Source organism: Photobacterium rosenbergii (assembly GCF_033022775.1).
Lineage (GTDB): Bacteria > Pseudomonadota > Gammaproteobacteria > Enterobacterales > Vibrionaceae > Photobacterium > Photobacterium rosenbergii_A.
Genome location: NZ_JAWJZI010000009.1, coordinates 24903 through 44803, shown reverse-complemented (window position 1 = coordinate 44803; position 19901 = coordinate 24903). Strand labels below are relative to the sequence as shown.

The window sequence follows — 19901 nt, the reverse complement described above, 5'->3', positions numbered from 1 at the left end:
GTGAACTGTAAGGGTTTGTTGTTGAGCGAAGAGAGTGAGCGGTCTGTTTTTATCCGGCATAAAAATACCGGCCCGAAGGCCGGTATGGGTTTGAGAGTAGTTACACTCAAGAGAGTCGATTACTGACCCAGTGTGGCTACCATCACAGCTTTGATGGTGTGCATACGGTTCTCTGCTTCGTCGAATACGATAGAGTAGTCAGACTCAACCACTTCATCAGTCACTTCACAGCCTTGTGCCAGTACTGGGTATTCTGCTGCTAGCTGCTTACCAACAGTGGTGTCTTCGCCGTGGAAGGCTGGTAGGCAGTGCATGAATTTAACGTGTGGGTTGCCAGTGGCTTTGATCATGTCCATGTTGACCTGGTAAGGCAGCATTAGGTTGATACGCTCAGCCCATGCTTCTTTCGCTTCACCCATAGAGACCCAAACGTCAGTGTATAGGAAGTCTACGCCTTCAACGCCTTCTTGTACGTCTTCGGTCATAGTGATTTTCGCGCCAGTGGTTTCTGCGATTTCGCGGCACTGAGCAACAAGAGCTTCTTCAGGCCAGAACTGCTTAGGTGCCACTAGGCGGATGTCCATACCCATTTTCGCTGCGCCAACCATTAGGGAGTTACCCATGTTGTTGCGCGCATCGCCTAGGTAGGCAAATTTCATTTCGTGTAGCTGCTTGCCACGGCCGTGCTCCATCATAGTCAGGAAGTCAGCCAGGATTTGAGTTGGGTGGAATTCGTCAGTTAGGCCGTTCCATACTGGTACGCCAGCGTAAGCGCCTAGCTCTTCAACGATTTCCTGACCGAAACCGCGGTACTCGATGCCGTCATACATGCGGCCAAGAACGCGAGCGGTGTCTTTCATGGATTCTTTGTGGCCGATTTGAGAGCCAGATGGGCCAAGGTAAGAAACTTGTGCGCCCTGGTCGAAAGCCGCTACTTCGAATGCACAGCGTGTACGAGTAGATGTTTTCTCGAAGATCAGTGCGATGTTCTTACCAGTTAGGCGAGGCTGCTCGTAACCGTTGTACTTCGCTTTTTTCAGCTCAGCAGATAGCTCAAGTAGGTGCTGGATTTCACGTGGAGTGAAGTCTAGAAGTTTTAGGAAGTTACGGTTGCGAAGGTTAAAAGCCATGATGTTATCCTCTCTGAATCTGTATCTCTCTGTCCGGGGAAGGGCTGGGTTGTAATGGTTGCCCCGCCACCGGAAGCTATTATGTATTGTTTAACGTATTATTTATGATTTGTGAATAAATATTCTTTTATTCTGCAATAATATTTGTGCCGGCTTCACCTTTTAGGATCGCTAGGCCATCTGCAAGGGCACCGATACCAACCAGCTTGCCACCTTTTTTGATGAAGTCGCATGAGGCATCGATTTTTGGTCCCATGGAGCCAGCATCGAAAGCATACTGAGCCAACTCACGTGGATTGGTGCTGCGCAGTGCTTTCTGGGTTGGTTTACCCCAGTCAAGGTACACCGCATCGGCATCGGTCAGGATCAGCAGGGCATCGGCATTAAGCTGCTGGGCAAGGTATGCCGCAGACATGTCTTTGTCGATAACCGCTTCTACACCCACCAACTTGCCATTTTCTTTCTTCACCGGGATACCGCCACCACCGGTACAAATCACCAGGTGATCTTGTTTGATCAGGGTAGTGATCGCGTCGCTTTCAACAATACCGGTTGGTAGCGGGCTAGGCACTACGCGGCGGAAGTACTGGCCGTCAGGCTTGACTGTCCAGTGGTATTTCTCAGCCATTTCGCGGGCTTCGGCTTCTTCGTAGACCGGGCCGATAGGCTTGGTTGGATCCGCAAAGGCAGGATCGTTCGGGTCTACGGTCATTTGGGTTAGCATGCAGGACACATCTTGCTCCGGCAGCAGGTTCTTCAGCTCCTGCATCAGCATGTAGCCAATCATGCCCTGGGTTTCTGAGCCCAGTACGTCCAATGGGTATGGGTTAACCTTTTTGTATTCCAACCCTTGCAGGGCTAGCAGGCCAACCTGTGGGCCATTGCCGTGCACTAAAACCACATTGTATTCTTTGCCAATTTCCGCAATGGTTTGGGCTGCTTTTGCAATGTTCTGGCGTTGGATATCAGCTTCGAGTGGCTCGCCGCGGCGAAGCAGGGCATTACCGCCCAGAGCCACTACAACAGTTTGTTTGGTCATGTGATCGTCTCTCTTGATGTACTCTCAGTGTTATTGTGTTTTGTTTGGCTTTTCGCCTAAATGGGTTCTGAGAGGTCTTGCTGCAGTGTGGCCGGTGCCGAGCACCGGCCGTCAGGTTTGGCTAAGTGCCTTGGTATTAGATACCGTCACGCTCGATTGGGCAGCTCATGCAGCGAGCACCACCACGGCCGCGGCCTAGCTCATCACCTGGGATAGGTAGGACTGTGATGCCTGCCTTGTCGTATTTCTCGTTGGTGTAAGTGTTACGCTCGTAACCGATAACCACGCCAGGCTTAACAGTTAGTACGTTGTTCGCATCGTTCCACTGCTCACGCTCAGCTTCGAAGCTGTCGCCACCAGTAGTGATTAGGTTCAGCTTGTCAACGCCCAGCGCTTTCTCGATAGCCGTGACGAAGTAGCCTTCTTCTTTCACTTTCACCGCGCCAGACTCGTCGCCAGTCAGGCTCCAGCACTGTACGTCTTTACGTACAACTTCTGGGTAAACAGAGAAGGTGTCTTCACGCATGTGCGTCATTACTGTATCTAGGTGCATGCAAGAGCGGTGCTTAGGTAGCTGCATCGCGATAACTTGCTTTGCTTCGCCATGCTTGAACAGGCTTGATGCCAACTGCTCAACACCCTGTGGAGTGGTACGCTCAGACATACCGATAAGCACTGCGCCTTTACCGATAACCAATACGTCGCCGCCTTCGATAGTTGAGTTGTCGTACATCTTCTCTTCGTCGCCGAAGTACTTGATGAAGTCCTGGCCTGCGAAGGTTGGGTGCCAGCGGTAGATAGCGCGAACATGGTTGGTTTCACGCTGACGGGCAGGTTTCGCCATTGGGTTGATAGACACACCGCCGTATACCCAGCAAGACGTATCACGGGTGAACAGGTGGTTTGGAAGTGGTTCAATGATGAAGTCAGTTGGCTCGTGCATACCCTGCATCATTGAAGATGATTTAATTGGTAGCTCTGCGTAGCTCAGGCCGCCAAGAAGAATTGAAGACAACTCTTTGCTTGGTAGGTCTGCTAGGAAGCAACGTACATCGTTAGCAAATGCAGTGCCTAGGCGGTAGTCAGAGATTTGGGTCTTCAGAAGCCAGTCTTTCGCTTCTGGTACTTCTAATGTATCTGCTAGTAGATCACCAAGAAGCATAACTTCAACACCTTGCTCGCGCAGTGTGTTAGCAAATACGTCGTGTTCCTGGCCTGCGCGTTCAACTGCTAATACATCATCAAAAAGTAGATCGTGACAGTTTGATGGTGTTAGGTGAGTTAGGGCACGCTCTGGACGGTGGATAAGAACGCGGCGCAATTGACCTATTTCAGAACCTACGTAAAACTTACTCATGATCGTATCTCTCTTTATTTATTGCCAAGTGTTTGGCTGTATTTGTTTTATTGCAAAGTAAGAGTTTATTTATTTCTTTGCTTTCGTATCTGGGGTTTATTTTACCCTTAAGGCATTCTCAGTCTTAGAGGTTTATCACACTTTTATTATTAATGTGGTAACGCTATATATTTGTTTTGTTAACATTTTTAATGCAGTTGTCACTCGCTTACGTGCATGGGTATTTATGTGCTTTGCCTAGGTTTAAAGTGGTTTTGGCTTGCTTAAGTGGTTGTTATTTAATGTTTGTTTTGGTTCTTGTGGAATCTTATTCAGAAATTTGCACGTTGTGCAGATGTGAAAAATATAATCTTATGCACTAAAAGTGTTTGTCTATATAGAAATAATCGGAATGTTACTTGATTAGTAACAAATATTTTTCCTTTTATATTTTTGATTCGGTTTTTTGTAATTTAAATACACCGTTTATAAATCAGGTTTTTGTTTATGTTTAAATGGTGTGGTTTGGTTTTAAATTGTCTCAATGACGTTTTTATGGTGATTTGTTGATATTTGAGTTAATAAATTTAACGATTAATTGGAATGTTATTCTGTTATATATGGTGGAGATAAACATAAAGCAATGAGCCAAAGAGAAGTATGCTGATGGAATGCTACGTGACTGTGTCAGAGACAAGCAAGACTTAGATCCCGTAATGGTTATCTCCATTTCTTCCTGCTGGCTTGATTCTTACCAGTCCGAGTCATGAAGGCCAATGGGTTATTTGGTCTTTTGGTTATCTGGTCTTGTGGCCACTTGTGGCTTCTAGGTACTGCCACAAAGCCTCAATCAAAGACTAAGGAACATGCTGAGCATGAGGCATAAAAAAGCCGCCCAAAAGGGCGGCGAAGTAAGCAAGATCGAAAGGGGGGGATTTTATAGCATGGCGCCGACACTCAGCATTGCCATGATCAGTACGGTTAGAATACCTAGCAATGGCGCAACCCATTTCACCCAGCGGACGTAAGGTACGCGAGCAATGGCCAGGCCACCCATGACTACCGCTGATGTTGGTGTCATTAGGTTCACAATACCGGATGCAGACTGGTAGGCAGTGACCACAAGGTCACGGCTGACGCCAGCGAAGTCCGCCAGTGGAGCCATGATTGGCATCGTTAACACCGCAAGACCAGATGATGATGGAACCAGGAACGATAGCAGGATTTCTAGCCAGTACATCACATTGATGAACACGATTGATGACAGGCCAGTTACCGCGTGCTCAGCAGTGTTTAGGATGGTGTCTGTGATCATTCCGCGGTCCATAATTACCACGATACCGCGGGCGATACCGATGATTAGAGCTACACCCAGTAGGTCGCGAGCACCATCAATGAAGCTTGAAGTAAACTCTTCTTCGCTCATGCGGGCAATCAGGCCGATGATAATAGTTGAAGCCAGGAACATGCCTGAAATTTCAGCCATCCACCAACCTGCAACGGCTACACCGTAAATCATGATACCGAATGACGCGGCGAAGATAGCCAAGATCACTTTGCGGGTAGTGGTGAACTCCAGCATTTCGCCAGATTGGTTACCCAGGAAGTGGGCTTTGTTCTCTTCGTATTTGTCGTAGACAATGGATTTGGTTTTGTCGGCACGAACCATCTTGGCATAACGCATTACGTAGCCGACACAGATCAACCAGCCAATAACCAGCATCGCCACGCGAAGCATGATGCCATCAGTGAAAGGAATACCGGCGGCGTTAGCGGCAATAACTGTTGCAAATGGGTTGATGGTAGAGCCAAGGGTACCGATACCTGCACCAAGCAGTACGGTTGCAGCCGCAACCACTGGGTCAAAGCGGGCTGCCATCATGACAGGCACGAGTAGGGTATAGAACGGCAGTGATTCTTCTGCCATGCCGTAGATAGTACCGCCTGCGGCAAATAGTGCCATCAGGATCGGTATCATCATCTCTTCCCTGCCTTGAAGGCGGGCGGTAACGCGTTCGATACCGGCATCAATCGCTCCCGTTTTGGTCACTAGGCCAAGGAAGCCACCGATCACTAGGATGAAAAGTGAAACATCGATAGCCGCTGCTTCATAGGTGTTGTGATCGTAGAAGCCGTCAATCGGTGCCAAAAGGACATCGACCACACCCTGCGGGTTGCTATCTACTGGCTGGTAGGTACCAGTTACAGGTACTTCACGGCCCAAATCCTCATTCATCACGCGCTCGTACTGGCCTGCCGGTACGATCCAGGTCATCAATGCGACAAGGGCAATAAGGGCAAATAAAATAGTGTAGGCGGAAGGAAATTTGAAATTGGCGAAGAAACCGCCTTTCTCTTCCTGTTTCATGGTTTCGGTTGTCATTGTTTTCTCCTTGCCCTTGTACATCCAATACAAGGGTGATTCATCTACCAGGCCTGTCGTCAGGCATGACGGGGCTCGCCGGACTTGACGCCGGAGCAGGCAGAACCAGGCGTTAGTAGGTACTAACGAAAATGGTTTATAGGTTGTTTATCCGTGCTGAAGATACAGGTTGGATAGAGGTGTCAACGTTGGGTGAGGTGTCGGAGCCGCGCTCTCACTCTCTGGCATTGCAAAGGATCCCGATAGCAAATCGCTACCCGCTGCAGTTGTCAGGTGGGTGAGTGTCCTACGGGGACGACGCAGCTGGCTGCGGCGCCGTCTCCCAGGCTCAGGGCCGTGGTAGAAGTTACTCATGATCGTATCTCTCGTATGCTTATTTAATTGGCCATCAGTCTTTGCCGTGGCTCTATTTGCTTGTTGCCAGTGAATTTTATGCCGCTGGGCGCAGTATATCTTTGGGATTGTTCACACTTTTTTGGCGCTTTCATACCGCCCACCCATCGGTAATTAGAATGCTGAGGGTATTTCTCTAGGTTTTATGGGTGAATATGCTATTGAGGGTTTTGTGTTTATTCGCTTAAAGCGCATATCAGGGAATATTATGCATTTTTTCATTTTATTGCCGGGGCAAATAAATCGACCGTTAGTTTGATAAATATCAAGTTTCCCCGCGGAGGCGATTTCATTTGGTATTTTATTGCGATCCGTGCGATATTTGCGTTCGAATTTATTTCATAGGTGGAGTTTCCCCATGTCTTATGCAGAACTAATCGAAGAGCAGAAGGAAGAAACGCGCGAAATCATTGCCGCGTTGCTGGAAGATGGTAGTGATCCTGATGCGCTTTACACTATCGAGCACCACTTTTCGGCAGATACTTTCGAAGAGCTGGAAGCCGCAGCAGTTGAAGCTTTCAAGATGGGCTTTGAAGTATTGGAAGCCGAAGAGCTTGAGCTGGCACCGGAAGACGGTGGCGGTAAAGTAGTATGTTTCGATGCCGTGATGGAATCTGCTCTGAATGCCGATGTGATTGACGAGCAGGCTGATAAATTGATCCAGCTTGCTGAAAAGCACAACATCGACTATGACGGTTGGGGTACTTACTTCGAGTCGGGCGAGGACGACGATGAAGAGTACGAAGACGAAGACGAGAAGTAATCTTCGACGCTCGTAATATCGCTATCAAAAAGCTGGCAAGTGCCAGCTTTTTTGTGCCTTGAATCTTTGAAGACCCTTATAATCTGCCCATAGCCCATAGCCCATAGCCCATAGCCCATAGCCCATAGCCCATAGCCTATATTCTACAGCGTCTTGAGCATCCTGACCTCGCAGGCATCGTGGCCGGTCTGTCCCATCGCGTGCGGGATCCGGACAAAGCCCAAGCTCTGGTACAGCTTGATAGCCGACTGCAGTGAGGCGGTGGTCTCGAGGTAGCAGGCCTTGAAGCCTTGCTCACGGGCATACTTCAAGGCTGTGGCGGCGATCCGGCGGGCGAAGCCTTTACCACGAAGCTCTGGCAAGAAATACATTTTTTGCAGCTCGCAGACCCCTTCTTCCCCTGCCAATGGGGCAATCCCCCCACCCCCTAATATCCGATTATCCTTCTCTACGATCCAGAATGCACTCCTAGGCTCGCTGTAAACCTCGCTAAGGCTATCTAGCGTCGGATCGGCAACACCATAGCCTTTATCTGCTGTCAGGCCGTGTTCGGCGGATACCCGGCGTACAACGGCAGCCATAGCAGCGTTATCAAGTGGGGTGAGCAGCCGGAGCTGATAGCCTTCTTGCTGTTTGTTGGCCTGGATCGCTTTGGTATAGCGTTGCAGGCTTTGGGCAAGATTGGCGATTTCATCCTGATCGAGCTGTGCCATGAAATCGGCGACTTGGAGGTTGAGGGAGTGGTTGAGGTTACTAAGCAGCGCTTGGCCTTGCGGTGAGAGGCTGGATAGCTGCTTGCGGCCATCTTCGGGATCGGCCTGGGTTGTCAGGTACCCGGCATTGAGCAAACTGGCAGTGGTGCGGCTGGCGTTGGACTTGTCGACTTTTAGCCTGCTGGCCAATTGGTTAACTGACAGCGGCTGCTCTTCGAGCTCTATCAGGGCGTGGGCTTGTACCGGGGTAATATCAAGGCTGCCGCATTGGCGGTCAAGCATGCCCAATTCCCGCACAAGAAGGCGGGATTGGGCTCTGAGGGAAGCTGCGTCCATGTATCACACTCTTTTGGTTGCATATTTTTTGGTTGCGTAGTGCAATCAAAATTAGTTGCTTCTCGCAACGCTGTCAACCGTGATATCACTGACGTCGGCACACTGCTGCAATTCACCATGGTGGCAGGCAAGGTGTCCCATTGCTTCTTTGGCGGCTTGCTTGGCGGTTTTCTTCTGCCAGATACGCTCGTGGAAGTAGTAGGCGACGGTGTTGATAGCCGGTTCAATCATGGCCATCACACTACCAACTAGCACATCCCCGGTGAGTATGTAGGCTACACCAAATGCGACGCTGAAGTGAACGACGGCAAAACTGAAGGTTTTGCGTCCCGGGTTGGCATAGCCACTGCGAAGCAGTGCCTTGGTTTGCCAAGCTTTTTCATGGAAGTAGAAAGCCACCGTATTGACCATTGGCTCTATCATGGCGATCAGGCTGCTGATCAGGATCTCGCCTGTCAGTAAGTAGGCAACGCTGAATGCGACAAAAAAGTGGATAATGGCAAAGCTAATGGTCTTTTTCATGGTGGACTCTCCCTCAGTTGATAACTAGATATTAGTGATAATTATTATCATTTGCAATCTATTATCATCTATCGATTCGATAGGTGTGCTCTATGACAGAATACGGTCTGGGTGAGTAGAAGGATTTATGAGTGAGGTCACAGTGGGCAGGCAATAAAAAAGCCGGCGCATGGCCGGCTTTGAATCAAGTGTGGCGCTGGTAATTACAGCGCAGCGATAGTCGCTTGCTGCTCGGCCAGTTTCACTAGAGTCTCTTTGTAACCATCAAGCTTCTCGCGCTCTTTGGCAACAACCGCTTCTGGCGCTTTAGCCACGAAACCTTGGTTGCCTAGCTTGCCTTCGATGCGCTTGATTTCACCTTCGGTCTTCTTGATTTCTTTCGCCAGGCGGTCAAGCTCAGCGTCTTTGTCAATCAGGCCAGCCATTGGGATCATCAGCTCAGACTTGCCAACCAGTGCGGTTGCACAAGCTGGTGTTTCTTCACCGGCAGCCAGTACGCGGATGTTCTCTAGCTTGGCTAGGGAAACCAGTACTTGCTTGTTGGCTTCAAGGCGTGCTGCATCTTTGTCGTCTGCGGCTTTCAGCATCACATCAAGCGGCTTGCTCGGCGCAATGTCGTACTCGGCACGCAGGTTACGGATGCTGGTGATAAAGCTCTTCACCCACTCGATGTCAGCCAAAGCTTCTTCGTTGAAGTTCGCTTCATCGTACTGAGGCAGTGACTGCAGCATGATAGTGTCACCGTCAACGCCATCTACCAGCGGTTTCACGCTCTGCCAGATAGTTTCGGTGATGTATGGGATCACAGGGTGCGCCAGACGCAACGTCTTCTCAAGTACGGTGATCAGGGTGCGGCGTGTTGCACGCTGCTGCGCTTCAGTGCCTTTCCATAGTACTGGCTTGGTTAGCTCTAGGTACCAGTCACAGAACTGGTTCCAGATGAACTCGTAGATCGTGTTCGCGGCCATGTCCAGACGGAAGTTGTCGATATGGGCGTTGAACTCTTTTGCAGCTAGTTCGAACTGAGATTCGATCCACTTGTCAGCCAGCGAGTACTCAAGCTCGGCATCCGCGGCGAAACCACAATCCTGATCTTCTGTATTCATCAGTACGTACCGGCTGGCGTTCCATAGCTTGTTACAGAAGTTACGGTAACCTTCAAGACGCTTCATGTCCCAGTTGATGTCACGACCGGTAGAAGCCATGGCGGCAAGGGTAAAGCGCAGGGCATCAGTACCGTAAGGTTCGATACCGTCTTCGAAAGTCTTGCGTGTTTGTTTTTCGATCTTTGCGGCCAGCTGTGGCTGCATCATGTTGCCACAGCGCTTTTCAACTAGGTCTTCAAGACCGATACCGTCGATCATGTCGATTGGGTCTAGTACGTTACCTTTTGACTTCGACATCTTGTCGCCGTTTTCGTCACGGATCAGACCCGTTACGTAAACTGTCTTGAACGGAACCTGTGCCTTGCCGTCTTCGTCTTTACAGAAGTGCATGGTCATCATGATCATGCGGGCAACCCAGAAGAAGATGATGTCAAAGCCTGTTACCAGGACATCTGATGGGTGGAAGACTTTCAGGTCTTCAGTCTGCTCAGGCCAGCCTTGGGTACCGAACGTCCATAGTGCAGACGAGAACCAAGTATCCAGTACGTCATCGTCCTGGCGAAGAACCACAACAGGTGCCAGGTTGTTCTGCTCGCGAACTTCATCTTCGCTGCGGCCAACATAGACGTTGCCGTCGTTGTCGTACCAGGCAGGGATACGGTGGCCCCACCAAAGCTGGCGAGAGATACACCAATCCTGGATATCACGCATCCAAGAGAAGTACATGTTTTCGTATTGCTTAGGTACGAACTGGATGTCGCCGTTTTCTACAGCGGCAACAGCAGGCTCTGCTAGAGGAGCTGCACGTACGTACCACTGGTCAGTTAGCATTGGCTCGATAACCACGCCACCACGGTCACCGTAAGGTACGGTCAGGTCGTGATCTTTGATTTCGTCTAACAGGCCTAGTTCGTCGAACTCGGCAACGATAGCTTTACGCGCAGCAAAGCGCTCCATGCCGTGGTATTTTTCTGGTAGCTCAGTGCTGTAGGCATCGCTTGGCTCACCGTTGGTGGTGAACACTTCAGACGCGTTGCGGATATCAGCATTGAACGTCAGGATGTTGATCATCGGCAGGCTGTGGCGCTTGCCCACTTCGTAGTCGTTGAAGTCGTGCGCAGGAGTGATCTTCACACAACCTGTGCCTTTTTCCATATCAGCGTGCTCGTCACCGACGATTGGGATACGGCGGTCAACAATTGGCAGTAGGATTTCCTTGCCGATAAGATCTTTGTAACGTGGATCTTCCGGGTTTACTGCCACACCGGTATCACCCAGCATGGTTTCCGGACGGGTAGTCGCTACCACGATGTAGTCTTTGCCTTCAGCGGTTTTCACGCCGTCAGCCAGCGGGTAGCGGAAGTGCCACATGTGGCCTTTCTTGTCTTTGTTTTCAACTTCAAGATCAGAAATTGCAGTGTGCAGTTTCGGATCCCAGTTAACCAGGCGCTTGCCGCGGTAGATCAAATCTTCTTCGAACAGGCGAACGAAGACTTCCTGAACCGCGTTAGACAGGCCGTCGTCCATCGTGAAGCGCTCACGCTCCCAGTCTACAGAAGCGCCTAGGCGTCGAAGCTGCTTGGTGATAGTGCCACCAGACTCGCCTTTCCACTCCCAGATTTTATCGATGAAAGCGTCACGGCCGTAGTCGTGCTTGGTCTTGCCTTCTTCGGCAGCAATCTTACGCTCCACAACCATCTGGGTCGCGATACCTGCGTGGTCGGTACCGACTTGCCATAGGGTGTTCTTGCCCTTCATACGCTCACAGCGGATCAGGGTATCCATGATGGTATCCTGGAACGCGTGGCCCATGTGCAGGCTACCTGTGACGTTCGGCGGTGGGATCATGATGCTGTAGGCATCTTTTGATGTGTCACCGTGAGGCTTGAAGTAACCAGCCTCTTCCCAGCGCTGGTACAGCGCTTTTTCAATTGATTGTGGGTTGTATGTCTTTTCCATAGCGCTCTTAGAAGGATCTATGTGGAATTAGGGCGTCGCAGCATTGGCGGTGTTGAGCTGGATACCAGCCTGGCGATATTGCTTGTAGCGTTCGCGCGCCAATTGCTTCTGTTTTTCATCGCAAGGGACGAAGTCTACCACTTGTGAGAAGGTAACGGCAAAATTTGGTGCATCTTGCCCCAAATTAATCAGGATCCCGCGCCGTCCGCTGTGGCGCAGTCCGGGCCAGCCAATCTCGACCGGTGAGCCGCCACGGGGGCCTTCACCTATCAGGTTATGGGGCACGAAGTTATCGGGATCCAGCTGCCATAAGTATTCATCTATTTGTTCTGCCTGCGCTTTGTCTGCGGCAAGCAAGTAGACTTTGTGGCCCTGGCGGTAACTCATTGCTGCTTGATGACAGGCAAAATGCAGCTGGAAGTCGTTATCCTCTGCATGTTGCTGTTCACTGATTATATAAAAAGTAGCATGAGTCATGGCGTTTACTCTATAAACGAAGGGGGCCGTTTGGCCCCCTCTAGCGTCAATGTTACTCGACGTTCTCTAGGCCGGCTCGATTGAGCAGGAATTGGACCAGCAATGGGACCGGACGACCGGTCGCACCTTTCGCCTTGCCACCGACCCAAGCGGTACCTGCGATATCCAGGTGCGCCCAGTTGTATTTCTTGGCAAAGCGAGACAGGAAGCAACCGGCGGTAATCGTCCCTGCGCCCGGCGAGCCTAGGTTGGCCATATCGGCAAACGGGCTATTCAGCTGCTCCTGGTACTCATCGTTCATCGGCAGGCGCCATGCACGGTCACCGGCTTGCTCGGAAGCGTTGATCAGCTCGTGTGCCAGCGGGTTGTGGTTTGAAAGCAGACCACTGATATGGTTACCCAATGCGACTACACAAGCACCGGTCAGGGTCGCGACATCAACAACGCACTCTGGCTCGAAACGCTCAACGTAAGTCAGGGCGTCACAAAGTACCAAGCGGCCTTCGGCATCAGTATTCAATACTTCTACAGTTTGGCCAGACATAGTGGTTAGGATATCTCCCGGACGGTAGGCACCGCCACCCGGCATGTTTTCACAACCAGCAAGGATCCCCACCACATTGATAGGCAGGTTGAGTTTCGCCAGTGCCTTCATGGCACCGAATACGGTCGCGGCACCGCACATGTCGTATTTCATCTCATCCATCTGGGCTGATGGCTTGATAGAGATACCGCCGGAATCGAAGGTCAGGCCTTTACCGATAAGGACAATTGGCTTGGCATCGGAATCAGGGTTGCCTTTGTATTCAATCACCGACATCATGGCTTCGTTTTTCGAGCCTTGGCCAACAGCCAGGTATGAGGTCATGCCCAGCTCTTTCATTTCCTGCTCGCCAATGATCTTGGTGCTGACCGTGTCGAAATCATCAGCTAGGCGACGGGCTTGTGAAGCCAGGTAAGCCGGGTTCGCTACGTTTGGTGGCATGTTGCCCAAGTCTTTACCGGCTTTTACGCCAGAGGCAACAGCCAAGCCATGGGCAATCGCGCGCTCGCCCAGAGAAAGCTCACGGCGGGTCGGTACGTTGAATACCAGCTTGCGCAGCGGACGGCGGGTTTCCGGTTTGTTGCTCTTGAACTGGTTGAAGGTGTACAGGCTGTCCTTGGTCGTTTCTACGGCTTGGCGGACTTTCCAGTAGGTATCGCGTCCCTTGACGTGCAGCTCGGTCAGGAAGCAGACCGCTTCCATCGAGCCGGTTTCGTTCAGGGTGCTAATGGTTTTTTTGATGATCTGCTTGTACTGGCGTTCATCAAGTTCGCGCTCTTTACCACAACCAACCAGTAATACACGCTCTGATAATACGTTTGGTACATGGTGAAGCAGCAGCATTTGGCCAGGCTTGCCTTCTAGATCACCACGGCGAAGCAGTGAGCTGATATAGCCATCGCTAATTTTGTCGAGCTGCTCGGCAATGGGAGAAAGGCGACGTGGTTCGAATACGCCAACGACGATACAGGCACTGCGCTGTTTCTCGGGGCTACCACTTTTTACACTGAACTCCATGCGTACTCCTACATCCTAATAAAGACAATTAAAGCTAAATGTTAGATAATGCCGCACTTATGTTGCTGGACCACGAATTCGGTATAGGATTAAAGTGCAGGTTAACAATTAGCCGAAAGATTAAAAAAATAACTGATTAACCGAAAAATTATAGTGATTCCAGTAAAAAAACAAGTTTTCTATGGGTAATTAAAGCGTGATTATTGTTCGGTATTTGACGCGTGAGACATTAAAAAGCCAATTTGCGGTGCTTTTTGTCCTTTTTCTTGTCTTTATCAGTCAGAAATTTATTCGCATTCTTGCTGATGCAACAGAGGGTTCCATCCCGAGTGATTTGATCGCGACCTTGCTCGGTTTGTACATGCCTTCGATGGCCCTGTTGATGTTGCCGCTGAGTTTGTACATCGGCATTTTGCTGACTTTTGGTCGATTGTATGCCGAAAGTGAAATTACCGTGATGAATGCCACCGGTATCGGCAATAAGTTCCTGATCCAGGCGGCTTTGTGGCTGGCGATTATCACCGGCTCAGTAGCCGCTTTCAACGCATTGTGGCTAGCGCCGTGGTCGGTAGAAAAAACCGAGCAGTTGATGGAGCAGGTCAAGGCTGATTCCGGTCTTGATTTGTTGGTGAAGGGCCAGTTTCAGGCTGCACCGGATGGTCAGGGGGTAGTATTCGTCAACGACATTACCAACAGCGGTAGCCGACTGGATAAAGTGTTCGTTGCCCAACTATCTGCCCGTGATGCACTGCGTCCGAGTGTGATGGTGGCAGACCGTGGTTATGTTAGCGAATTACCTGACGGCCGTCAGGTATTGGATTTGAAAGAAGGCACCCGCTACGAGGGGATCCCGACACGGTTGGACTATTCCATTACCCAGTTCGATGACTACCAGGCCCTGATTGGCCAGCGGGCGGTACGGGAAAAGAGCCGGGACTGGGATGCCTTACCGACCTTCGAGTTGATGCAGCGCCCGGAGTTGGCAGCCAAGGCTGAGTTCCAGTGGCGGATGTCACTGGTGCTGTGTATTCCGTTACTGACCATGATCGTTGTTCCTCTGTCTGCGGTGAACCCGCGTCAGGGGCGCTTTGCCAAATTGGTTCCTGCGGTGTTGATTTACCTGGCTTACTTCCTTGCAATCAGTGCGGCCAAGTCTGCTGTCGAAGACGGAGGGCTTCCGTCGTATATTGGCCTGTGGTCAATCAACTTAGTGATTTTTGTGGTGGCAATAGCCCTGAATAGTTGGGATACCTTAGCGGTGCGCAAGGTGAGAGAGAAGTTTCGGAGACGTGGTTAATGTTTAAGATTCTGGATTTATACATTGGCCGAACCCTGATTTCGACCTCGGCCCTGACGCTATCTACCTTGGTGGGGTTGTCGGCCATCATCAAGTATGTTGAGCAGTTGCGAAAAGTGGGCGATGGTACTTACGATCTTTGGAAAGCCTTGATTTATGTGCTGCTGAGTATTCCGCGTGATATTGAGATGTTCTTCCCGATGGCGGTTTTACTGGGGGCGTTGATTGGTCTGGGCATGCTGGCTTCGAGTTCGGAGCTGGTGGTGATGCAGGCGGCTGGCTTTTCCAAGTTGGACATTGGCCTGTCGGTATTGAAGACCGCCGTCCCTTTGATGTTGTTGATCACCCTGCTGGGCCAGTGGGGGGCCCCCGAAGCCCAGAAAGCTGCTCGTGAACTGCGTGCACTGTGGACTTCGGGCGGAAACATCCTGTCGGTGCAGCGCGGTGTCTGGACCAAGGATGACAATGACTTCATTTATATAGGTCGGGTTCACGAGCAACAGGAGCTGTATGGGGTCAATATTTGGCAGTTCAATGAACAGGACGAGCTAACCCATTCTACCTTCGCCGAGTCTGCAACCTTCGACAATGACAAGGGTTGGCAGCTCAAGGATGTAACGGTAACGACGATAGGAAAAGAGCAACAAGTCAATGAGCGCCTGCCTGAGCTTCACTGGCGGACAGCGTTGACCCCGGACAAACTGGCCGTCGTTACGCTGAAACCTGAGGAGCTCTCGCTGTCAGGGGTGTATGACTACAAAAACTATCTCGAAGATTCCAAGCAGGACTCGTCGCGCTATGCGCTGGCGTTCTGGCGCAAGGCGCTGCAGCCGTTTTCGATTGCGGTGATGATGTTGCTGGCGCTGTCGTTTGTGTTTGGCCCGTTGCGTTCGGTGACGATGGGAGCAAGGGTGTTGTCGGGGGTCATTTTCGGCTTCGGTTTTTATATCTCCAATGAAGTGTTCGGGCCGATGAGTATCGTTTACCGGCTTCACCCGATAATCGGGGCGATAGGGCCGAGTTTGGTGTTCCTGTTTATCACCATTTACTTGCTAAGAAGAAAACTGTAGCTTCGAAAGAGAGAAAAGGCGCCGTCGGCGCCTTTTTTGTCTCTGAAACGTGTGAGCTGCTAATTAGTTGACCTTCGGCAGAACAACCATCTCACAATCTGCCATGGCATCCTGGAACGACTGTCTGGTCTTGCTAAAGGGAGCCAACAAGTTACCCAGTCCGAATGCCGAGGTAGCCATGCGGATCATCGCTTGGGTCGGGCGGATATTTGAGCCGTCTTTGTTTTGGATGCGCAACTTCCACGCCCGCATCCCCAAGGTCTGTCCCGCTTGGCACCAGAAATAGGTAAAGAAGCCGACAATAACCATGGCAAGGTAGCCGGTGTAAAGCATGCCCACCACGGGGTGCAGGGTCATATAGGCACTGACATCCTCGTAGCCAGTAATATCAACAGCACCAACTGCCACTAGGACGGCCATCAAGCCGATAGCGATGCCGCCAGCAAGCATGAGTACTGCGGCGATGACCAGGGTGTCATAGAGCCATGCCGCAAGGCGGCGAAAAAGGCTAGGGTATTGTTTGGTGGATGCAACGTCCGGCTGTTTCTTCTTCTTCACAAGATTTTCCAAATTAACTTAGCTTCAAGGTGTTGCGAGCAGTGTAGCAATATTACTCTCTGGGGAGAATGATACGGATCTTGGAAATGAGAGTCCTCCTAACGGCAGTTTTGGTTAGGGGCACTATATTTATTGGAGCCTGTGCCTCAAAACTCTTTGAAGCGAGGGTGAAGTAACTGATACCCGAAATGAAAGCCTGGCTAAGGCGCATTACGAATGAGGAGCAACACCATGGCTGATATCAATGACAATACAACGAACTGGCCGGAACTGGCTGGCGCCCTTTATGACAAATTGACGGAACGGCATGCCGAGCTGACCTATGATTTTGACCATGTTGAAATCAGCGTGCCAAGCGGGGCTGGCGACAAATCAGAACACTCCATCTGGAAGGTAAATGGCAGTATCAGCATCCGTGGGCGTAACCTGGATTGATGTTGGATAATGATGTTGGAATATAATGGTGAGGTTGAGGTCGAGCATGGTGGTGAGGTTGCTTACCTCAACGCACAAGGGGGACGGCTAACCCTGGTCGTTCCTAGTGAAAGCATGTTAGTGTCTTTGATTGGACTCCATCGCCGTTTTCCGGTGTCAAAAACGTTATCACGACTCCCTTTTATCTTTGATGGTCATCAGCTCGTTGTCAGTATTCCCGACTGCGCTTCCTTGAAAATCACCCGGCGTCAAGGCTGGCTACGTGTTTGGCTACCCTATAAAGTATCGATATCCGGGGTAGGGTGGTGGTTGCGTCATGGGCCAACATTCATGTACCGATTCTGGCGTTCATAGTACTTGTTAATGGACCTTTTTGCTTAAAACGCTCAAAATCTCAGCAAACAAACGCAAGGGTGCGATTTTCCTACTTTTTACTATTGCGTTGGGAAGCAAGATGCGTAGAATGATTCACATGCCCGGGTGGCGAAATTGGTAGACGCAGCGGATTCAAAATCCGCCGGTGAATAACTGTGTCGGTTCAAGTCCGACCCCGGGCACCATTTTCAAAAACAAAGCCTCGACGAAAGTCGGGGCTTTGTTGTATCTGGGCTGATGCGGCTTTGCAAGCTATGAGCTGTTGCAAATCCTGCCTGCAGCTCCTGACATCTCGCTCGCTCGGCCCCCTTCAGATAGCTTCTCCTTGTCCATATCCGTTTTTGGCTGTGCCGATTCTGTGCGTGACTGGATCCAAGGCTATCCAACAAGATTCAACATTTCGACGTATCGTTTTACTGGTCTACTCCGGTTCCCATCTTGTCCATCTGCTTTAGTGTGCAATTAGGTCGTAGGGGTAGTAATGAGACTTACACACATTTCTTAAACTCGAAAATGATGTTGAACTGTATTAATTGTTTCTTGCTGCATTGATGTATTGCTGAGTAACCAGAACGGGTTAAGGCTGAACATCCAAGCAGACGAGTTCTATCGCAATTTAACCGAGATTGATTACCTCGCTTTTGGGCTTTACTTCCACCTTGATGACGAATACTTATTTGGTACCACTGCCGAAATAAAGACCCCTTCAAACAGATATTAATACCTTGATTAATTTTAACCGAGGTATTGATATGAATAAGCGATTTAAGTTCACCAATGCCACTTTGAAGGCATTACCCGCCAATTCTGCCGATTCCCGTTCTACTGAGTTGGAAGTCTCCGATACCGAGATCGTCGGTTTGAAGTGCCTTTCTGGCCGAACGGGATCTAAGCGGTTCCTGTTGCGGTATACGTTACATGGGAAGAAGCGCAGTATCGCCATTGGTCGCTTTCCCGATATCGATGTGGATACAGCTCGTCGGATTGCTCGTAAACACAAGGCACAAGTGGCTGACGGCATTGACCCTAAGCAAGTTCGTGATGAGAGTGCCGATGTGCCCACCGTAAAGGACTTCTTCTATTCCACCTACTTACCGATGGCGAAGAAGCGAAAGAAGACATGGGATGATGATGAGCAGCGATTCCGTGATCACGCCAAACCGATAGCCGACATTGCCTATAACGCCCTGACTGCTCATCAAGTTATGCAACTCCAGCTATCACTTAGTGACCAAGGTTACTCGGCTGCGACCAATAACCGTGTCTTAGCGATGCTGAAGACCGTTGGGAAATTGGCTGAGCGTTTGCTGAATGTACCCAACGTAGCGCTGATGGTTTCGTTGCTTCCCGAAAACAACACTCGGACTCGGTTCTGCGATCTCGATGAGACTCGACGGATTATTAAATGTGCTCGGGAGTACCATTGTCCTAGTGCTGGTAACTTCATTGCCCTGCTGTTCCTAATGGGGTGTCGAGAGTCTGAGCTTCGTTATCGGAAATGGACTGATGTTGACTTGGTTAAACGTACTTTGTCGATCCCAAATACCAAGAACGGCAGCAGTCATACCATCTTCTTGTCTGACTTGATGGTCGAGATTTTTCAATCCATCCCGAGGGTCAGCTCCAACCCCCATGTCTTTCCTGGCACCAAGAAGGGCAAGCCAATCGCACCACCTCGTTGGGCGTTTAACCTGATCAAGAAGCGGGCTGGCATTAAGGATGCTGGAGAGGTGTTGTTCCATACCGCTAGGCATTCAGTGGCTTCTAATCTGATCTCTAATGGCGCAGATATCAGTGCTGTTAAGGTGCTGCTTAATCATCGAAGCGTTGAGTCCACTTTGATCTACGCGAAGCACAGTGAAGCCAATCAGCGGCAAACCACAGCGGCCTTATCTGACATGATCGAAGGTAAGCATCACTTCAACCATATTGACGGGTAACGGCGATTGGCTGACTTGCCCATTATCCCTGAGAAACAATCCACAACCCTAATGGCAAAGCCCCTAAGCGATTCTTCGCTTAGGGGCTTTGTCTTTTCTACGGAGAGAGAACTATGCAATTCATCAATCAACTCTGGCAGGTAGCGACCTTGCCGTTGCCTCCTTCTATCCAGCAGCTCTTGATGGCGGAGCTAACAACCCCATTTGATGGCGACATCGAAGCCGCGCAACAGATGTGGGATGAAACTGGCACCGCTTTGGTTCTGATCGATGCGGAGGATGATGAAGCCACATTGCGAGAGCAAGATGAAGCTGATCAAACCGCAATCCAATTCGCTCTTGATAACCCTGAGTACGCCATCTTGTTGGAAGGTAACGACCAGCAATACGTTCTCGCCTTAACCATTACCACGGCGGCTGGAGGTGGGTGTTACCTGCTATCTCCTTGCCATCCTGCCAACTACTTCAGCACTGCTATTTGCCGTCATATCGACTGATGGAAGTGACT

18 protein-coding genes and 1 tRNA gene are annotated in these 19901 nt (G+C 50.4%); 8 read left to right on the top strand and 11 right to left on the bottom strand.

The window, feature by feature from the left end; translation table 11 throughout:
- Window positions 1–119 precede the first annotated feature (119 nt).
- The 5 genes from R2X38_RS18570 to R2X38_RS18550 all read right to left on the bottom strand — a co-directional run bounded on the left by R2X38_RS18570 (window position 120) and on the right by R2X38_RS18550 (window position 6242).
- A complete protein-coding gene (locus R2X38_RS18570) occupies window positions 120–1130 on the bottom strand; it encodes an ornithine carbamoyltransferase (RefSeq protein ID WP_107299567.1) in 1011 nt (336 codons plus the stop codon).
- A gap of 127 nt (window positions 1131–1257) precedes the next feature.
- Window positions 1258–2169, bottom strand: a complete 912-nt coding sequence (gene arcC / locus R2X38_RS18565; protein WP_317523818.1) for a carbamate kinase — start codon at window positions 2167–2169, stop codon at window positions 1258–1260.
- Between the two features lie 136 nt (window positions 2170–2305).
- On the bottom strand, window positions 2306–3526 hold the full coding sequence (gene arcA, locus R2X38_RS18560) for an arginine deiminase (protein ID WP_107299565.1): 1221 nt from the start codon (window positions 3524–3526) through the stop codon (window positions 2306–2308).
- A 916-nt stretch (window positions 3527–4442) separates the two neighbouring features.
- Window positions 4443–5888, bottom strand: coding sequence for a YfcC family protein (locus tag R2X38_RS18555; RefSeq protein ID WP_317523817.1), 1446 nt, complete (start codon window positions 5886–5888; stop codon window positions 4443–4445).
- A 147-nt stretch (window positions 5889–6035) separates the two neighbouring features.
- Complete coding sequence (locus tag R2X38_RS18550; RefSeq protein ID WP_317523816.1) at window positions 6036–6242, bottom strand: hypothetical protein; 207 nt, start codon at window positions 6240–6242, stop codon at window positions 6036–6038.
- Window positions 6243–6639: 397 nt separating this feature from the next.
- On the opposite strand from R2X38_RS18550, the gene rraB reads away from it, so the two are divergent.
- Window positions 6640–7044 (top strand): ribonuclease E inhibitor RraB, encoded by a 405-nt coding sequence (gene rraB / locus R2X38_RS18545; protein ID WP_317523815.1) that lies wholly within the window; start codon window positions 6640–6642, stop codon window positions 7042–7044.
- A gap of 143 nt (window positions 7045–7187) precedes the next feature.
- Here the strand turns inward: rraB and R2X38_RS18540 are convergent, their stop codons facing one another.
- The 5 genes from R2X38_RS18540 to pepA form a co-directional block, all read right to left on the bottom strand.
- Entirely contained in the window at window positions 7188–8093 is a 906-nt protein-coding gene (locus tag R2X38_RS18540) for a bifunctional helix-turn-helix transcriptional regulator/GNAT family N-acetyltransferase (protein WP_317523814.1), read from the bottom strand.
- A gap of 51 nt (window positions 8094–8144) precedes the next feature.
- On the bottom strand, window positions 8145–8615 hold the full coding sequence (locus tag R2X38_RS18535) for a DUF2061 domain-containing protein (protein ID WP_317523813.1): 471 nt from the start codon (window positions 8613–8615) through the stop codon (window positions 8145–8147).
- A gap of 203 nt (window positions 8616–8818) precedes the next feature.
- Window positions 8819–11680 carry a valine--tRNA ligase gene (locus R2X38_RS18530; RefSeq protein WP_317523812.1) on the bottom strand — a complete coding sequence of 954 codons (2862 nt, stop codon included), beginning with the start codon at window positions 11678–11680 and terminating at the stop codon, window positions 8819–8821.
- A gap of 27 nt (window positions 11681–11707) precedes the next feature.
- A complete protein-coding gene (locus R2X38_RS18525; protein ID WP_317523811.1) occupies window positions 11708–12157 on the bottom strand; it encodes a DNA polymerase III subunit chi in 450 nt (149 codons plus the stop codon).
- A gap of 52 nt (window positions 12158–12209) precedes the next feature.
- On the bottom strand, window positions 12210–13718 hold the full coding sequence (gene pepA, locus R2X38_RS18520) for a leucyl aminopeptidase (RefSeq protein ID WP_317523810.1): 1509 nt from the start codon (window positions 13716–13718) through the stop codon (window positions 12210–12212).
- Between the two features lie 196 nt (window positions 13719–13914).
- Here pepA and lptF point away from each other — a divergent pair, with 196 nt between their 5' ends.
- Together lptF and lptG are read left to right on the top strand one after the other, a co-directional pair.
- A complete protein-coding gene (gene lptF / locus R2X38_RS18515; protein WP_317523809.1) occupies window positions 13915–15015 on the top strand; it encodes an LPS export ABC transporter permease LptF in 1101 nt (366 codons plus the stop codon).
- The gene (lptG, locus tag R2X38_RS18510; protein ID WP_317523808.1) at window positions 15015–16085 is read left to right on the top strand and encodes an LPS export ABC transporter permease LptG; all 1071 of its coding nucleotides are present in this window, start codon (window positions 15015–15017) and stop codon (window positions 16083–16085) included. The genes lptF and lptG overlap by 1 nt, the downstream gene beginning before the upstream one ends.
- 63 nt (window positions 16086–16148) lie before the next feature.
- On the opposite strand, the gene R2X38_RS18505 is transcribed toward lptG, so the two are convergent.
- Window positions 16149–16643, bottom strand: coding sequence for an RDD family protein (locus R2X38_RS18505; RefSeq protein ID WP_317523807.1), 495 nt, complete (start codon window positions 16641–16643; stop codon window positions 16149–16151).
- A 216-nt stretch (window positions 16644–16859) separates the two neighbouring features.
- Between R2X38_RS18505 and R2X38_RS18500 the strand changes: the two genes are divergently transcribed.
- From R2X38_RS18500 to R2X38_RS18480, 5 genes are all read left to right on the top strand, one after another.
- Window positions 16860–17078: a hypothetical protein gene (locus tag R2X38_RS18500; protein ID WP_317523806.1), complete on the top strand. Its 219-nt coding sequence runs from the start codon at window positions 16860–16862 to the stop codon at window positions 17076–17078.
- Window positions 17079–17090: 12 nt separating this feature from the next.
- Complete coding sequence (locus R2X38_RS18495) at window positions 17091–17432, top strand: hypothetical protein (RefSeq protein WP_317523805.1); 342 nt, start codon at window positions 17091–17093, stop codon at window positions 17430–17432.
- A 120-nt stretch (window positions 17433–17552) separates the two neighbouring features.
- Window positions 17553–17638 (top strand) — tRNA-Leu (locus tag R2X38_RS18490).
- 567 nt (window positions 17639–18205) lie between these two features.
- Window positions 18206–19393, top strand: a complete 1188-nt coding sequence (locus R2X38_RS18485) for a site-specific integrase (protein WP_317523804.1) — start codon at window positions 18206–18208, stop codon at window positions 19391–19393.
- Window positions 19394–19506: 113 nt separating this feature from the next.
- Window positions 19507–19890 (top strand): hypothetical protein, encoded by a 384-nt coding sequence (locus R2X38_RS18480; protein WP_317523803.1) that lies wholly within the window; start codon window positions 19507–19509, stop codon window positions 19888–19890.
- Window positions 19891–19901: the final 11 nt, after the last annotated feature.

What these genes read in the sequence shown, in the direction of transcription:
- R2X38_RS18570 (WP_107299567.1), bottom strand. Translation starts at nt 1,130, where the DNA reads ATGGCTTTTAACCTTCGCAACCGTAACTTCCTAAAACTTCTAGACTTC.
- arcC (WP_317523818.1), bottom strand. Translation starts at nt 2,169, where the DNA reads ATGACCAAACAAACTGTTGTAGTGGCTCTGGGCGGTAATGCCCTGCTT.
- arcA (WP_107299565.1), bottom strand. Translation starts at nt 3,526, where the DNA reads ATGAGTAAGTTTTACGTAGGTTCTGAAATAGGTCAATTGCGCCGCGTT.
- R2X38_RS18555 (WP_317523817.1), bottom strand. Translation starts at nt 5,888, where the DNA reads ATGACAACCGAAACCATGAAACAGGAAGAGAAAGGCGGTTTCTTCGCC.
- R2X38_RS18550 (WP_317523816.1), bottom strand. Translation starts at nt 6,242, where the DNA reads ATGAGTAACTTCTACCACGGCCCTGAGCCTGGGAGACGGCGCCGCAGC.
- rraB (WP_317523815.1), top strand. Translation starts at nt 6,640, where the DNA reads ATGTCTTATGCAGAACTAATCGAAGAGCAGAAGGAAGAAACGCGCGAA.
- R2X38_RS18540 (WP_317523814.1), bottom strand. Translation starts at nt 8,093, where the DNA reads ATGGACGCAGCTTCCCTCAGAGCCCAATCCCGCCTTCTTGTGCGGGAA.
- R2X38_RS18535 (WP_317523813.1), bottom strand. Translation starts at nt 8,615, where the DNA reads ATGAAAAAGACCATTAGCTTTGCCATTATCCACTTTTTTGTCGCATTC.
- R2X38_RS18530 (WP_317523812.1), bottom strand. Translation starts at nt 11,680, where the DNA reads ATGGAAAAGACATACAACCCACAATCAATTGAAAAAGCGCTGTACCAG.
- R2X38_RS18525 (WP_317523811.1), bottom strand. Translation starts at nt 12,157, where the DNA reads ATGACTCATGCTACTTTTTATATAATCAGTGAACAGCAACATGCAGAG.
- pepA (WP_317523810.1), bottom strand. Translation starts at nt 13,718, where the DNA reads ATGGAGTTCAGTGTAAAAAGTGGTAGCCCCGAGAAACAGCGCAGTGCC.
- lptG (WP_317523808.1), top strand. Translation starts at nt 15,015, where the DNA reads ATGTTTAAGATTCTGGATTTATACATTGGCCGAACCCTGATTTCGACC.
- R2X38_RS18500 (WP_317523806.1), top strand. Translation starts at nt 16,860, where the DNA reads ATGAGGAGCAACACCATGGCTGATATCAATGACAATACAACGAACTGG.
- R2X38_RS18495 (WP_317523805.1), top strand. Translation starts at nt 17,091, where the DNA reads ATGTTGGAATATAATGGTGAGGTTGAGGTCGAGCATGGTGGTGAGGTT.
- R2X38_RS18485 (WP_317523804.1), top strand. Translation starts at nt 18,206, where the DNA reads ATGAATAAGCGATTTAAGTTCACCAATGCCACTTTGAAGGCATTACCC.
- R2X38_RS18480 (WP_317523803.1), top strand. Translation starts at nt 19,507, where the DNA reads ATGCAATTCATCAATCAACTCTGGCAGGTAGCGACCTTGCCGTTGCCT.